This is a genomic window from Virgibacillus sp. GM2-2, from assembly GCF_055329585.1.
The window spans coordinates 18,403-33,993 of record NZ_JBUZWC010000014.1 but is presented as its reverse complement, the minus strand read 5'-3'; the positions used below and the strand labels follow the sequence as shown (position 1 = coordinate 33,993).

Annotated in this window: 14 protein-coding genes; 1 reads left to right on the top strand and 13 read right to left on the bottom strand. The window is 36.2% G+C overall.

The features are described 5' to 3' along the window. Positions 1-19: 19 nt before the first annotated feature. From ACY9Z2_RS14755 to ACY9Z2_RS14710, 10 genes are all read right to left on the bottom strand, one after another. Entirely contained in the window at positions 20-1,378 is a 1,359-nt protein-coding gene (locus tag ACY9Z2_RS14755) for a UDP-N-acetylmuramoyl-tripeptide--D-alanyl-D-alanine ligase (protein WP_463610420.1), read from the bottom strand. 2 nt (positions 1,379-1,380) lie between these two features. Then, a complete protein-coding gene (locus tag ACY9Z2_RS14750) occupies positions 1,381-2,850 on the bottom strand; it encodes a UDP-N-acetylmuramoyl-L-alanyl-D-glutamate--2,6-diaminopimelate ligase (RefSeq protein ID WP_463610419.1) in 1,470 nt (489 codons plus the stop codon). Positions 2,851-3,222: 372 nt separating this feature from the next. Continuing rightward, positions 3,223-5,151 (bottom strand): stage V sporulation protein D, encoded by a 1,929-nt coding sequence (locus ACY9Z2_RS14745; protein WP_463610418.1) that lies wholly within the window; start codon positions 5,149-5,151, stop codon positions 3,223-3,225. Positions 5,152-5,262: 111 nt separating this feature from the next. Beyond that, entirely contained in the window at positions 5,263-7,491 is a 2,229-nt protein-coding gene (locus ACY9Z2_RS14740) for a penicillin-binding protein (protein WP_463610417.1), read from the bottom strand. A 16-nt stretch (positions 7,492-7,507) separates the two neighbouring features. Then, complete coding sequence (ftsL, locus tag ACY9Z2_RS14735) at positions 7,508-7,879, bottom strand: cell division protein FtsL (RefSeq protein WP_463610416.1); 372 nt, start codon at positions 7,877-7,879, stop codon at positions 7,508-7,510. After that, a complete protein-coding gene (gene rsmH / locus ACY9Z2_RS14730) occupies positions 7,879-8,856 on the bottom strand; it encodes a 16S rRNA (cytosine(1402)-N(4))-methyltransferase RsmH (protein ID WP_463610415.1) in 978 nt (325 codons plus the stop codon). The genes ftsL and rsmH overlap by 1 nt, the downstream gene beginning before the upstream one ends. 34 nt (positions 8,857-8,890) lie before the next feature. Further along, positions 8,891-9,322: a division/cell wall cluster transcriptional repressor MraZ gene (mraZ, locus tag ACY9Z2_RS14725; RefSeq protein ID WP_463610414.1), complete on the bottom strand. Its 432-nt coding sequence runs from the start codon at positions 9,320-9,322 to the stop codon at positions 8,891-8,893. A gap of 559 nt (positions 9,323-9,881) precedes the next feature. Beyond that, positions 9,882-11,507 carry a bacillithiol biosynthesis cysteine-adding enzyme BshC gene (gene bshC / locus ACY9Z2_RS14720; protein WP_463610413.1) on the bottom strand — a complete coding sequence of 542 codons (1,626 nt, stop codon included), beginning with the start codon at positions 11,505-11,507 and terminating at the stop codon, positions 9,882-9,884. A gap of 164 nt (positions 11,508-11,671) precedes the next feature. After that, positions 11,672-12,046: a DUF3397 domain-containing protein gene (locus tag ACY9Z2_RS14715; protein WP_463610412.1), complete on the bottom strand. Its 375-nt coding sequence runs from the start codon at positions 12,044-12,046 to the stop codon at positions 11,672-11,674. A 1-nt stretch (position 12,047) separates the two neighbouring features. After that, entirely contained in the window at positions 12,048-12,932 is an 885-nt protein-coding gene (locus tag ACY9Z2_RS14710) for a 2-dehydropantoate 2-reductase (RefSeq protein ID WP_463610411.1), read from the bottom strand. A 166-nt stretch (positions 12,933-13,098) separates the two neighbouring features. Between ACY9Z2_RS14710 and ACY9Z2_RS14705 the strand changes: the two genes are divergently transcribed. Continuing rightward, on the top strand, positions 13,099-13,575 hold the full coding sequence (locus ACY9Z2_RS14705) for an N-acetyltransferase (protein WP_463610410.1): 477 nt from the start codon (positions 13,099-13,101) through the stop codon (positions 13,573-13,575). A gap of 422 nt (positions 13,576-13,997) precedes the next feature. On the opposite strand, the gene ACY9Z2_RS14700 is transcribed toward ACY9Z2_RS14705, so the two are convergent. From ACY9Z2_RS14700 to rpmF, 3 genes are all read right to left on the bottom strand, one after another. Then, positions 13,998-14,480, bottom strand: a complete 483-nt coding sequence (locus tag ACY9Z2_RS14700) for an RsfA family transcriptional regulator (RefSeq protein ID WP_463610409.1) — start codon at positions 14,478-14,480, stop codon at positions 13,998-14,000. Positions 14,481-14,574: 94 nt separating this feature from the next. After that, a complete protein-coding gene (locus ACY9Z2_RS14695) occupies positions 14,575-15,336 on the bottom strand; it encodes an enoyl-CoA hydratase/isomerase family protein (RefSeq protein WP_463610408.1) in 762 nt (253 codons plus the stop codon). A 74-nt stretch (positions 15,337-15,410) separates the two neighbouring features. Continuing rightward, positions 15,411-15,584, bottom strand: a complete 174-nt coding sequence (gene rpmF / locus ACY9Z2_RS14690) for a 50S ribosomal protein L32 (protein WP_463610407.1) — start codon at positions 15,582-15,584, stop codon at positions 15,411-15,413. Positions 15,585-15,591: the final 7 nt, after the last annotated feature.

Here is a 15,591-nt window from a genome sequence, read left to right as displayed (position 1 = left end):
ATGACCGTCCAAAATTGTTCTACTTCAATTTTTCAATCATTTTTTCAAATTGCATTCCTCGTGAAGCTTTAAATAATATAAGTGTATCGTTATTTAGATAATTCTCCAAGTCATGAACTAGTTCTTCTTGGGTTTTAAAATGCTTACATGTAATTCCCTTAACATTAGATTGTACCGTGTCAGTGATCACGTTCGCTTGATCACCTATTGTAAATAACACGGAAATAGAATCAGTAATGGTATCTGCAACTGATTGATGGAATGCTTTTGACTGCTCGCCCAATTCTAATATGTCACCTAGTACCAAAATTTTAGTTGTAAAACCATTCATTTGGTTTATTACTTCAATAGCAGCCTTCATCGAAGTTGGTGAAGCGTTGTATGCGTCATTAATAATCGATACACCATTTTTGCCAGTAATTTTTTCAAAACGCATCGAAGTTAATTGAAGTGACCCTAGCGCTTGTTGAATTTTGTTATCAGGAATGTTAAGTAATTTTGCTAATGTAACAGCAAAAGTGGCATTCAAAGCATGGTGTTTCCCTAATAATGGCACACTAAAATTTCTATCTTCCGTTAGCGTGAAATCCGTGTGATTATGAGAAATTGTCACCTCTTCTATTACCACATCATTATGGTTTGTAAACCCACACGACAATAATTTTTCCCGATTATGCAGATTCGTTAATAGTGGCTCATCACCGTCAATGAGTAAGTATCCATCTTTACTCATTCCAGTAACAATTTCGGATTTTGCTTTCGCTATTCCTTCACGAGAACCTAGATATTCAATATGTGATTCTCCAATGTTTGTAATAACCGCATAGTCTGGACGTGCAAGATTCGAAAGGCGTTCGATTTCCCCAAAATTGCTCATTCCCATTTCGAGTACAAGCATTTCGGTTTCCCTTGGCATCGATAAAATCGTCAGCGGAAGTCCGATTTCATTGTTAAAATTTCCGTTTGTCGCATGCGTTTTGAAGGAAGTCTGCATAACAGAAGCTACCAAATCTTTTGTCGTTGTTTTTCCATTCGATCCAGTAATTCCAATAACAATTGGGTTAATTTCTTCCCGATATGAGGTAGCTAATTGCTGTAAGGCTACTAACGTATTTTCTACCAAAAAAACAGGGAAATCTGTCGGCAGAAACTTAGGCAGTGGTTTATCTTTGCTCCAAATTGCAGCCACTGCTCCATTTTCAAATGCTTGCTTCATAAAGTCATGTCCGTCAAAATTTTCTCCAACGATTGGAATAAATAATGATTTTCGAGACTTCCTTCTACTATCTGTGACAATTTCATTAATTTGTATTGTATCTTTTACTACTCCTTTATGGTCTTTAAATAGAGTAGAAATCCAGTTGGTAGTAAATAACATTTCTATTTCCCCTTAGATTTTATGGCTTGTTTTGCTACTTCTCTGTCATCAAAATCATATTTGGTATGACCGATTTGTTGATAGGTTTCATGTCCTTTTCCAGCAATTAAAATAATATCGTTTTCTTCAGCAAGGTTAACAGCATGCTGAATAGCTGCTTTACGGTCTTCTATAATTTGATAATGTTTTTCGGTTTGTCCGGTAACCATATCCTGAATGATAGTTTTAGGATCTTCTGTCCTCGGATTGTCTGAAGTGAAAATAGCCTTTGTAGCATATTTTAATGCTACTGAAGCCATTATCGATCGCTTTGTTCGATCACGATCACCGCCACATCCGACTACTACATAAACATTATTTTTTGCGATTTCGGTAATTATCTGCAATACATTCTCTAACGAATCTGGTGTATGTGCGTAATCAACGATAGTTGTAAAGGGTTGATCACTCTGTACCGCCTCAAAGCGACCACTAACTCCAGTAATCTTTTCCAACGCAGTTTTTATTATATGTAATGGTATATGGAATGCAAGGGCTACTCCCGCAGCAGCAAGCATGTTGTATACATTAAACATACCGATTAGCATACTGTTAATTGTGATCTGGCCAATTGGTGTATTTAGTGAAAATGAGGTGCCGCTCGCTTCCAAGCAAATATTTGTTGCAGTTATCGTTGCATCGTTCTTACAGGCGTATGTAATTATAGGTTGTGCAGTACTTCGTTTAATTATATCGTGGTTAGAATCGTCTATATTAATAACAGCAAACTTTTGTTGGCTCTTATCATAAGTATTCCCTAATTGAGCAAACAAAAGACTTTTTGCACGTAAATAATCGTCCATATCTTTATGATAATCGAGGTGGTCCTGCGACAAGTTGCTGAAAACAGCAATATCAAAGTCACATCCATATACTCTTCCTAAATCCAATGCATGTGAAGATACTTCCATAATACCTGCATCTACATTACAATCTTGCATTTTCTGAAAGCTTTTTTGCAAAAATAATGCGTCTGGAGTTGTATTGGCAACGGGAAAAATATCATCGCCAATTTTCATCTGAATTGTTCCGATGACTCCAGTTTTCATGTTGTATTCATTGAAAATTTTTTCAATCAGATACGTTATCGTTGTTTTACCGTTTGTTCCTGTTATCCCAACGAGTGGGATTTTCGTAGTCGGATAATCATAATAGTGTGCAGCAATTATAGCGAGTGCTCGTAAGGTATCAGGAACGATTATTGTAGTGATTGATCGATAAATCTCTTTTTCCGTGATACATGCAATAGCTCCATTAGCAATTGCATCATCAACAAAATCATGTCCGTCAACAGTGAAACCACTGATACAAACAAAAAGGTCTCCCTCATTTACTTCACGTGAATCCATTTTTATTTCATTGAATGTTATGTCGTTGGCTAGATACATAGCTTTATAGAATGGTAAGATGGAAATGACTTCTCTCAGTTTCATCGCATTCATCCTATTCATATGTATTCTAATAGCTAACAATATTTAAGAGGGTGGTTACACCCTCTTATTAATTTCGAAAAGTTAACACTGTCAGTGTCGCATTTAAGTTAGATGCGACGTAATATCGCTTCAGAAATACACTTCGCTTTCCCACAGGACAAGGAATGCTTCCCTGAAAGGCATCGCACGCAGAAAAAGTGCTTTTCTTTTTCATGGAGTCTTCGTGTATTTCTTCCGCTAGTGTTAGCTTAGGAACCTCATTACTTTTACTACTTTTTAGATTGTTGATAAAAGTATTTGGCATTACTTTAAAATTTAGCATTTATTTTCAAAGTTATTTTTTACATACTTATTCATTATACCAGTTTTTCTTTATTTTTCATCTGATAAATATATCCTAATTTCGGATCCTTTTTCTACTTTTGTACCAGCGCTCGGCTCTTGGTCTACAATATATTTTCCCGAACCACTTGTATTGATTGCTAAATTCGTTTGGTACGTCGCTAGCTCACTTTTTTCTAACCCTATTAAATCTGGAACAGATACTTTTGGTTCATCAGGCCACTGATACTTCTTAGCTAAACCATCCGTACGTTTTTCGACTCCCATTGCACTTAAACTGTCACCGATAATGTTACCAACAATTGGTGCTGCAACTACACCACCAAATTGAACAGTATTTTTTGGATTATCGATTGCAACATAAACAACAATTTCTGGATCATCTGCAGGTGCAAAGCCGATGAATGATAAAATATAATTGTTTTGCATGTATCTTCCATCTGGCCCTACTTTTTGTGCAGTACCAGTTTTTCCACCTACACGATAACCTTCCACATAAGCTGGACGACCAGTCCCCTTAGCAACAACACTTTCTAATGCGTGGCGAACTTCTTCTGAAGTTGATTCAGAAATGACACTTTCCTTCAGATTTGGTTCAATCACTTCTACAACCTCTTTAGTGACAGGATCGATCCACGCTTTCGCGATATGTGGTTCATATAAATCCCCACCATTAACAGCTGCTGAGACCGCCATTACTTGCTGAATAGGCGTAACGGAAACTCCTTGACCAAATGCTGTTGTTGCTAGTTCCACAGGACCGATTTGCTCTGGTTTAAATAGTATTCCACTACTTTCTCCTTGTAGGTCTATACCTGTTTCTTGACCAAACCCAAAATCCTTAATATACGAAAACAATTTATCTTCACCTAGCTTCAAACCAAGACTTACAAAACCAGGGTTACATGAATTCTGTACTACTTCTAGATATGTTTGATGGCCATGACCACCTGCTTTCCAACAGTGAAGCTCGGTACCATCAACTGAAATATCGCCATCATCGTGAAATGTATCTTCTTTTAAGTCAACTGCATTTTCTTCTAAAGCGGCTGCTAATGTAATGATTTTAAATGTGGACCCAGGTTCATATGTGCTCCATATTGGCAGGTTACGACTGTAAATAGTCGGGTCAAACTGTTTATATTTACCTGGTTTAAAATTCGGACGTGAAGCCATCCCCATTATTCCACCTGTATCTGGATTCACAGCAATAGCCATTGCACTATCAGGAGAATATTTTGCTACTGCTAAATCAAGTTCCCGCTCCATAATTGTTTGGACCTTTGAATTGATTGTTGTTTTTAAATTTAATCCATCAACTGGAGGATCATAAACATCAGCAGGTTCATCCAATCTTTTCCCTTTTCCAGTTGAATAATAGGAAAGACTTCCAGGTGTCCCGCTAAGCTTTTCATCATAATAAAGCTCAAGCCCCATTAATCCTTGGTTATCAATCCCTGTAAATCCTAAAACATGTGATAAATAAGCACCCTGCGGATAATATCGCTCAGAGTCTTTTGCAAGGTATACTCCTTCCATATTATAGGTTTGTAATGCTTTCGCTTGTTTTTTACTAATTGTTATTCCTGCGGGTCGAATATTAACTTTACTTTCTTTCTTTGTTACATATTCATACGCCTCTTTGGTCGAAATATCTAACACCTTTGCTAACTTTTCAGCTGTATCTTCTTTATCCTGTATTTGGCTTGGTACAAGAACTACAGTTGGGGCTGATACATTTTTTGTTAGAACCTCACCATTTACATCTAAAATTTTCCCTCGTTCCGCTTCAAAAGTTATGTCTCTACTCCACGATTCATTTGCCTTATCAATCAGCTTATCGGCAAGTATAAATTGCACATACCCAAGTCGAATATTAATTGCTAAAAAAACAAGCAAACCAATTAAAAAGACAGCGACTATTCGTTTTCTCACTAATACAGTAGATACACGTTTCATACTACATCCCCTTCTCGTAGGTAGGCTTGTATCCACTATATGATTAGAAAAAACGAAATAGAACACTGTCTAATGGCTCTTATAATTGTTTACGGAGACTATCGATCACTATCATTCTTCAGTTGTTTCGTCGGTAGCATTTTCTTCCATTTGCTCCTCTTGTATACTTTCTTTCTCAGCTTTGGGTTCTTTTTGGTCAAACTCAGGTACTTTTAATTCAACACCTAAGTAAGCATCTTTCTTAAGAGCAGTACCCTTCTTAATGCTTTGTTTTACAACATAACCATTACCCATCGTTTCGAGTTTAAGTCCAATTAAATCTGCTAGATTATAAACCTCTCGCATAGACCAGCCCGTAATATCTGGCATCGTAGGTTTATCAGTAATTAATAGTATTTGATCATTCTCTAATACTTTCTCATCATTTTGCGCACTCGATTTTACTATTTCATTTCCGTTACCGATTATTTGAACATTGCTAAGTCCGAGCTCTGTTAATGTACTTTTCACGTCGGATGTACTTTTACCAATGACGTCAGGCATTTTTACCGTTTTTACTTGATCGGTAACTTCTTTATCCGGATTAATATTCAAATAATGTAATCCATTCTTCATAACGTTTTTAAAGATAAACGATACAGGAACAGATCCAACCTGACCTTCAAGTTCAGGCTGCTTAACAGATACATACATCATTAATTCAGGATCATCCTTTGGTGCCATCCCTAAGAATGAAAAGATGTAATTGTCATGACCTGTCATATACCCAGGTCCATCAGGGTTAGGAATTTGTGCTGTACCAGTCTTACCAGCCACCGTATAATCTTCTAATTTAAAATTTTGACCAGTACCATCCGTAACAACCGTACCCATTAACTCTTTTACCCTATCGGCTGTTTCTTTTGAAATTGGTTGTCCAACAATTTCTGCTGACTTTTCTTTAATTATATTTTCAGTACTTGAATCTACTATTTTTTTAATTACATATGGCTTCACCATTTTACCGTCATTGGCAATTGCTGATGCAGCCTTCATTTGTTGAATTGGTGTAACAGTAGTACCCTGTCCAAATGAGGTTGTAATTTTTTCAATTGGATAATCATAAACTAGTCGACCAGTCACTTCACCAGGAAGATCAATTCCGGTTTTTTCGTCAAATTCAAATTTTCGATAATAGTCTAAATATGTCTCTGGGCCCATATGTTTCCATAAAAGTTTTGCTGCTGCAACGTTGGAAGAATGTCTAAAGCCATCATTAAATGTAATTGTGCCCCAACCCTCACCATTGTTGTAATCACAAATAGATTTGATATTTGAAAGTGCTCGATAGCAACCAGATTTATACCATGCATCGCCATCATAATTTCCTGAATTAATAGCAGCTGCCCACGTAAAAATTTTCATGGTTGATCCAGGTTCAAATGGAGTTGAAATTGCATCGTTATACCAGTTTTCAACGTTTGCTGGGTTATTTGGATTGTAGCTTGGTCGGTTACTCATGGCTACAATTTCACCCGTTTTAGGGTCCATGACAATTGCAGTAATACGTTCTGGATTATATTCTTCAACTACCTGTGTTAACGTATCCTCTAGCAGTGTTTGTATTTTTTGATTAATAGTTAGATAGACATTGTCACCATCTTCAGGCTCGTCTATCACTTGATCTGGGTTTAATAGTTTCGCTCCAAATTTATCGCGTTTATAGGAAATGTGACCATCTTTTCCACTTAGAACGTCATTCATTTGCCGTTCCATTCCTGCTATTCCAGTAATTTTCCCATCCTTCTTTTGGGCAAATCCGATAATGTGTGATGCAAACATTCCATTCGGATAGTACCGATTAGAACTTTGTTCAAACTTTATCCCTGGTAGATCAAGCTTCTCAATCTTTTCCTTTAAATCCTGTGATAGTTCTTTTCCATTTGAACCAAATTCTACCTGAAATAAACCTTCCTTAATCCCATGTTTAAGTCTATCAAGGATTTCAGCTTCCTCCATATCTAATAGAGGAGCCAGCTTGTCCGCAGTTTTTTCTGGGTTTTTGACATGCTGTGGCTCCTCTAGGTGTTCTGAGTAGGATTCATCTACTATCGCATATATTTTAAATGTAGGTCGATCATAAGCAAGTGTCATGCCATTGCTATCTAAAATCTTTCCCCGTTCAGCATCAAGAGGATAAGCTGTTGTTCGCTTCCGATCCGCCCATTCTTCTAATGAAACACCATTTACTTCTCCAGTAGCTTGTATGTACATAAATCTACCAGTTAATGTAAGAAAAATTCCAACGAAAAAAAGAATTAAAATTCCTGCCATAAAGTGTGTCGTCTTATTTTTTCTCATAACAAATCCACCCTGCTTAATTGTTTAGTGCACTAACTTGTCTTACCTCTGCATCCTGAATTTGCAATCCATTCTCTTTAGCTATTTTAACGATTCTTTCTGGTCTACTCAACTCTTTTTTCTCAAAAACTAGTCCTTCATTTAAAACTTGTTGCTTCTGTACCTGGTTTTCAAGTGCTTGTAATTCTCTGTTAATGGAATCAGTGGAAGAGGCAAAATAAACCATATACATAGCAGCAATAATCAAACATGTTCCGACTAGTGAATATAAAATTTTTTCACCTTTTGTAATCCAACTCTGTTTTCTTACCTTAATTACAACTTGTTTGTCTCTTTTTGGTGCTGTAGTAGTTTGTGTTTCCCAACTGCGGGCATGACTTGCGCTCATTATTTTTTCCACCCTTCCTTATATGCAAATTCTTCATTCCATGGCTTCACTTTTTCAACAATTCTCAGTTTGGCAGAACGTGATCTGCGATTTTCTTCCAGTTCTTCATCGTTTGCAATAATTGGTTTTCTTGTAATCAATTTAAAAGGTGCTTCGTGTGTTTCTGGGATAATCGGTAAGTTTTTTGGAAATGGCTTTGTTGTACTCCATTTCTTAAATGCTTGTTTACAAATTCTATCTTCAAGTGACTGGAAGGTAATTACAACGATTCTACCTCCCTCATCAACCATTCGTGCTGCTTGATGCAAAGCGTCATTGAAAACAGCCAATTCATCATTAACAGCAACCCGTAATGCCTGAAAAATTCTTTTTGCCGGATGCCCCCCTGTTCGCCTAGCAGCAGCTGGAATTGCATCCTTAATTATGTCAACCAATTGATGTGTTGTTTCAATCGAATCTTTCTCACGAGATGACTCTATCTTCCGAGCAATTTGCTTCGAAAATTTCTCTTCACCATAAGCAAAAAATATTTTAACAAGTTGCTCATATGGCCATGTGTTAACAATTTCGTGAGCGTTTAATGATTGTTCTTGGTTCATTCGCATGTCTAGATGTGCATCATGCTGATAACTAAATCCTCTTTCTCCACGATCAAGCTGTGGAGACGATACTCCTAGATCAAAAAGAATGCCATCAATTTTTGTAATGTCGTTTTTCATAAGTTCTTCTTCTACATGTTTAAAATTACTGTGGATAAAAGTTATTCTGTCTTGATATGCTAGAAGTTTTTCTTTAGCAGCGTATAAAGCGTCTTTGTCTTGGTCGAAGGCAACTAATAATCCGCTATCAGAAAGTCTACTTGCAATCTGTTCAGCGTGTCCTCCACCACCAACCGTACAGTCTACATATGTACCATCAGGAAAGATATTTAATCCGTTAATCGTTTCTTCTTTTAATACACTGTAATGGTTGAACATGAATACACCTGCTTTTGTTCCATAAATTTACGTATTAAATATCGAAATCCATGAGATTCTCAGCAATCTCAGCGAACGATTCCTCGGAGTCATTAAAGTAATCATCCCAATTTTCGCTAGCCCAGAATTCAATTCTGTTTGAGACACCAATTACCACACATTCCTTACTTAATACCGCATAATTTCGAAGTGGTTGTGGAATATTTATTCTACCCTGATTGTCCACTTCACACTCAATTGCTCCAGAAAAGAAAAATCGAGTGAATGCTCTAGCATCTTTTTTTGTTAGTGGGAGTTTCTTTAGTTTTTCTTCAAGAAGCTTCCATTCATTCATCGGATAGGCAAATAAACATTTATCTAATCCTCGGGTCACAACAAAACGCTCCCCAAGCTCTTCACGGAACTTGGCAGGCACAATGATACGTCCTTTTGTATCTATGTTATGTTGAAATTCTCCCATGAACATATGGTTCTCCCCACTTTCATATAAACATGTTACCACATCCCCCCACTATTCACCACTCTATTTTTTAACTTTTTTTCAATTAATCGTTAAAATGGTAAAAAAGTCTCCGCAAACATGTGTTTTTGCCGATTTTTTAAACAAAAAATATCCCTATACCTCGTTGATGAACCCTATGAAATCAACGGTATATAGAAATATCCATAACCAATTTTCGGTTTATATTAATAAAGGTGGTAGAAAGTGGTGGGAAGTTTTAGTAGGTGTTTTCATAGTGACAGAAACCTTAATTAGGAGTAATTTCGGTTGGTAAAATATGCTCGTTACGAAAATTAAATTTCAAATTCTACGTGAATGGAGAAGACGTAATTTATAATTGGCCGCCTAAATCAAATAAAAAGCGGACACAAAAGGCTTAATTTACGAAAAAATTCAATGAAAGTCATTGTTTTTCCAAAATAAAGGCTCTTGTGTCCGCAACGATAAAGATGAAGCAAACAGAACTGAAGTCCGGCAAAATCAGTTGTAGCTGGCTTTTAGTTTCATATAACTTATATGCGGTCTACAGGTAAACGATAAAGTGCACATTTTCATAGGAACATGATTGTTTAGACAGCTTTGTAATAAAGTCTTTTCCATATCTGTTTATCCATGGCAATGGATTCCAAACTCTCTCCTGCAACCCATCGTGTGGATGTAAAGCAAGTTGTAATCGATCAAACTCACCTATCTCTTTAGTGAACTTATCATTTATTGCTTTTCCCATTCTTTTTTCGATAAACGTTACATCCCGAAGCAAGAACTCCAAATTTTTATCAGCTAAATCGCCGATATCTGATCGAATTGTTTTTGCTAAATCACGTATTGGTTGATGTGCTTCAGTAATGGTTTGTCTAAGTTCCTCGGTTAATTTCTCGATAGGCGGATTGCTTTTCGAGGCAAGCCAGGACTGTTTTACTTCCTCTATGCCATTTTTTATTGCAAATTCAGGTGAAATATCGTAATTATGCAACAACTTATCAATTTGACGTTCAATAAACGTAAATGAAAGTCTCGGTATAACTGGTGGCATTTTTAAATTGTGTATATGAAATGCATCACGAAGCACTGACCAATAACTCAGCTCTCCTGGTCCACCGATAAAGGCTAATGTAGGGAAAACCATTTCTTGCATAAGTGGACGCGTCATTACATTATTACTCAATAGCTCAGGGTTGTTTTTAGCTATGGAAAGTATTTCTTCTTTTGTTAATAAGACTTCTTGATTTTTACCAATCCAGTTTCCGTCTTTATCAACAACTAACAAAACACGCTCCTCACCATTCTGATAGAAGATATTCGTGTCCCGAGAATCTGTATCAATCGATAGCGAATAACCAAGCTTTGTTATTTCATCCACATTATCATTGATTGCTTTAGTCGTTTCTTCTTGATTTTCAATAAGATTAACAAAGTAACTACTCTCCAATTTTCTCAATTCACTGTCATTGGAGTTTACCAGAATAATGCCTTCTTGATCGAACAAATCAAAGATTAATTGTGCAAAGAAGTCTACATATGTTTCTGACGTCTCCACATATTCTGTTATACGGTTGTAGAGATCCTTTGTATAAACCGTTTCATCTAGCGTACCAAAAAGTTGATCAACCCACTTTATCGCAAGCTCTTTGTCAAGCGCAATGTTCGAAACAGCTTTCTTTTCCGTAATATATTGCGCAAGCTTATGCTTTCTCATTCTTGATGCATCAGAAAGGAAGACGTGGTTAATTTCGTCAAAGTCGTGATCTTCACCAGCAATCCAAAAAACTGGTATAACTGGTACTTGTAGCAGTTCTTCCTGTTGCCGTGCCAGGTGAATAATGGAGATCACTTTATTAATCGTGTACATTGGTCCTGTTAATAATCCTGCCTGTTGTCCACCGATGACAACCAAACTATGATCATCTCTTAACTGTTCTATTCTAGCTAAAGAACTGGAAGGAGCATTCCACTTTTTATTCATTTTATGTAGTATATCTGCTAGTTCATTTCGATTAACATGTTTTTGATCTATATCGTTCACACGATCCTGAAATACATCTGACTCGAATGGATTATAATCAAAATACTGCATAATCGTTTCATTTGAAGATCTATAATCAGCCACTAATTTATTTGGATTAGGTATATTAATTGATTCAATGCGCATAAAGTACATGCTCCTTTAAAGTTAATCAAATTCGTGCACTTTGTATTCTACCTAAACTTCAACAGGATTTCATTAAATCTGTTTTAAATTGATCGTTGTGGTCTTTTCATAAGGTTAACTTTTCTATCGAAAAAAGAATAAAGAATTAACACTTCTTATTTAACTTACAGTTGATTAATGATGCCTACTAAAATCAGAATTATATACAAGAAGGAAAATAAAAGAAAGCTAAATCGCCATACAATTTTAAACGCTTTAGCTATATCTACTTCTGTATAATTAACACGTTGCACTACAATGATTATGATTAAACAAATTAAATAAAAAACAATAATATAGCCTATATAGTAATGATTAAAAATTACTTTACTCATCATCATGACTGAAACAACATAAAGAAAAGTAGACCAGTTAACTGCTTTATGGAATGCATACAATCTAGGTTTTCGCATCATCCGATTAATTTTATAAATTAGCCAAGTGATGAAAAATGGAATCATCACAGCAATCGCTATCAAATATGTAATAACACTCCACATTTTACTCTGAAATCCCCTTTTTTACCTCCAATGCTTTCATGCTGTGATAAACAAATGCTGTATATGGAATTGATTTTGTTGTTTTTTTCATTAAAAAGCCGGAAATAGCTTCATTCTCAGTTTTTTTATATTCTTTAAGGTCTTTCCACATGGAACTGACATTTTCTTTTGTATTTGTTGCGACAGTTCTTACATGATTCCATTGTTCCATATAATCTAGCTGGAGTACCGAGCAAGCTTCCTGACATAATTCCTTTGCTAACATAGTTAAATGCTTATTCCGAATAATGTCACCATTAGGTACAGCGAATATTGCAGTTAAAGGATTAATAACTGCGTTGATGACAAGCTTTTCTGATAAAATTTTATACCAGTTATCCGCTTCATGAAATGGAAATTTCTCATTATCTAATGACTGAATTAATTCTGTTAATTGATAACGTTGACCACTGTAACCTGCTAGTCTAATCATTCCCTTACCTGTATGTGCCACAATATGATCCGACTTCCGCAAGGCACCGTGCGTAACTATACCGATATAGGTAGGTTGAGTGAGATCACCCAATAAATCAATGTGCCCCATACCATTTTGCAAAAATATTATTGGGGTTTTATCGTTTATTTGGGAGAGCATGGGGAGTATCGTAGCCAGTTCGGGTTGTTTAACACAAACAATTATACAATCTTCTTCAGTTTCGCCTAATGCAGTAGACAGTTTTGCAGTGACGTGACAGGAGTTTTTTTGATTTGCTAGAAATAAACCATGATCAAGTAATCTTTGTTTTTGTATATGTCTCCTAACGTAGATTGTTATATCATGATATGCACACAAATATCCTGCAGCCAACAGTCCAATCGAGCCTCCACCAATAATTCCAATTTTCATATAATATTTCTCCCATCCAAGGCTTCTATCAAATAATTGTAGCAAACAAATGCTGTCTTGTAACGAAAATATATATTCTTTTCGTGTTGTTCATTTCATTATGAAATTGTTTATATTATAATTAGATTATATATAGTAATTTTTTGATATGTAAGGGGGATGGACAATGGAGCATGTAAAGGTTGAAAAGTTATTAATTAATTATAAAACACTTGAAAAGTTTAAGCAGTTTAAAGCATATGGAAACCAGGAACTTTCTATGCTTGAAGATTTAGAAAGTAACATCGTAGAGAATGACAGTGAGACACCATTTTACGGTATCTACTTTGGTAACAACCTTGTCGCAAGAATGAGCTTATATGAAGTAAAAGCGAAGTATGATGCATACTTTAACCCACCGCAAGACTATTTAGAGCTGTGGAAATTAGAAGTTCTTCCTGACTATCGTGGTAGAGGCTACGGTAAAGCATTAGTGGATTTTGCAAAAAATGATAATTTACCAATTAAAACAAATCCTAGAATTAACTCGCAAGGTTTTTGGGAAGAAATGGGATTCCAAAAGGCTAAATATGAAATGGAAAGAGATTTTGGTGAAAATCCATACATTTGGATGCCAGCAGGAGTAGAAGAAAAGAAAAATTAAGAAGAAAAGCGAAGGCGACTGCTTAGTGGCGTACAAATAGATAGGTAGGTGAAAAGTAGGGTGTTCTCCCCCTACGTTCATCCTGACTAGCTATTTGCTAGGCGCTAGGAGCCGTAGCTAGACAAAGAAAAGCGCAGGCGACTGCTTAGCTGCGTACAAATAGATAGGTAGGTGAAAAGTAGGGTGTTCTCCCCCTACGTTCATCCTGACTAGCTATTTGCTAGGCGCTAGGAGCCGTAGCTAGACAAAGAAAAGCGAAGGCGACTGCTTAGAAGCGGATGCATAAGCAAAAAACTGAAGCGTGCATGTTTTGACACGTGAAGTGTTCATTGTTTATGATGGCAGCTACTAGGACCGCAGTTAGAGAACGAAAAGCATGATTGATGGTTGTTCATCAGTCATGCTTTTTACATTAGCTTCATTTATTTTTTCACAGTAGTGCTTACCCAGCTCCAAAGATTACCCATTTCTTTCCATGCCTCATCATACCGATGTAATTTCGTTTTCAATCGAAGGTTTTCTTCCTCTAATCTCTTCAGAGCATTTGCTTGTTCCTTGAACTGGTTGCTATTCTCTTTGGAATAGGATGATTTCATATTTTCCAACAATAAGATTGCTGTTTCTATGGTATCTTTATTCTGTTCAAGTCCTTCGCTCAAACCTCTTACATTACTATGTGTTCTGTTCTTTCGTTCTTCTTTTGCACTATTCACTACATCTTGGTAGTTTTTCCGAATGGTCGCATTCCATCGAAATCCGCATGCAGCTGAAGTACGGTTTAATTGATTTGCCACATCCTTAAATGCTTCTAGTTGTGTTTTTCCTTCACGAATATACTTTAGTACCGTATCAGCTAATATTACGTCTTCATCGCTCGACCAAGCATCCTGACGCGTACGATTCATACCATCACTCCTTAACTATTTGCTATAAATGTATGCGAAAGATAGCGATGATAGACTAAACGTTTACTATTTTCAATAAGAATCTTTAGTTATTCTATTCTTTTTTATTTAAAAAATGATTAACCGCTTCGATATGTTCTTTTGAATCCCATAGTTTTGCACAATTCCTCACTTCATCATCCATCAATGCGGATAACCCAAGTATACCGACTTTTTTCTTATATTGTTTATCCAATGCTTGCATTTGTTCTAATGATTTTGAAGTATATGGTGATAAGAATGATTGTTCATTCCAATCTTCTGAAGGGACGATTTTGTGTATCCATCCTTTATTTACTAAGTAGTTTGCATCATATTTTTCTGCTTCCATTAACCATGAATAGGCAAAGCTAGGATGAACTTTTTCATATAAAAGAGCACCACCGCCCCATCCTGGTGTAATTCCTAATTTTGTTTGAACAAAACCAAATGATGTACCTGATTTAGCAATACGAAAGTCACAGGCTGTAGCGATTTCACATCCGCCTCCAACTGCATCCCCATTTAATAAACAAACTGTTGGAACCGGAAATGATACAATATCATAAAGAACTTCTTTCATTGCATATAAATGGTGAAAGGCATCGGCAGGTGTCAAATCTCCATGCAAATCATGCAAATCTCCTCCAGCACAAAACGTTTGGTCCCCTGCCCCAGTAATGACTAAAAATTTGATTGATGTCTCTCTAGCTTGTGTTAGTACTTCTCTTAATTCCTTTGCCATTTCGATTGAAACAGCATTACGCTTTTTCGGTCGGTTCAACGTAATTTTACTATATCCTTCTGCAAATGTTTCATAGCTTATCGTATTATACACAATAATCCCTACTTTTAAATACTTTCTTATAGTGTAAAAAAACAGACCACTATATTCGCGGTCTGTTTCATCATTTAAGCTTCTTTAACTTCTTTCCCGTCGTAATGTCCACAAGACTTACATACGTGGTGAGATTTTGTTAATTCACCACAATTTGAACATTCTACCATGCCAGGTACGTGTAATTTTTTATGAGTACGACGTTGGTTTTTCACTTTTTTAGACGTTCTTCTTTTAGGTACTGCCATGACTTAC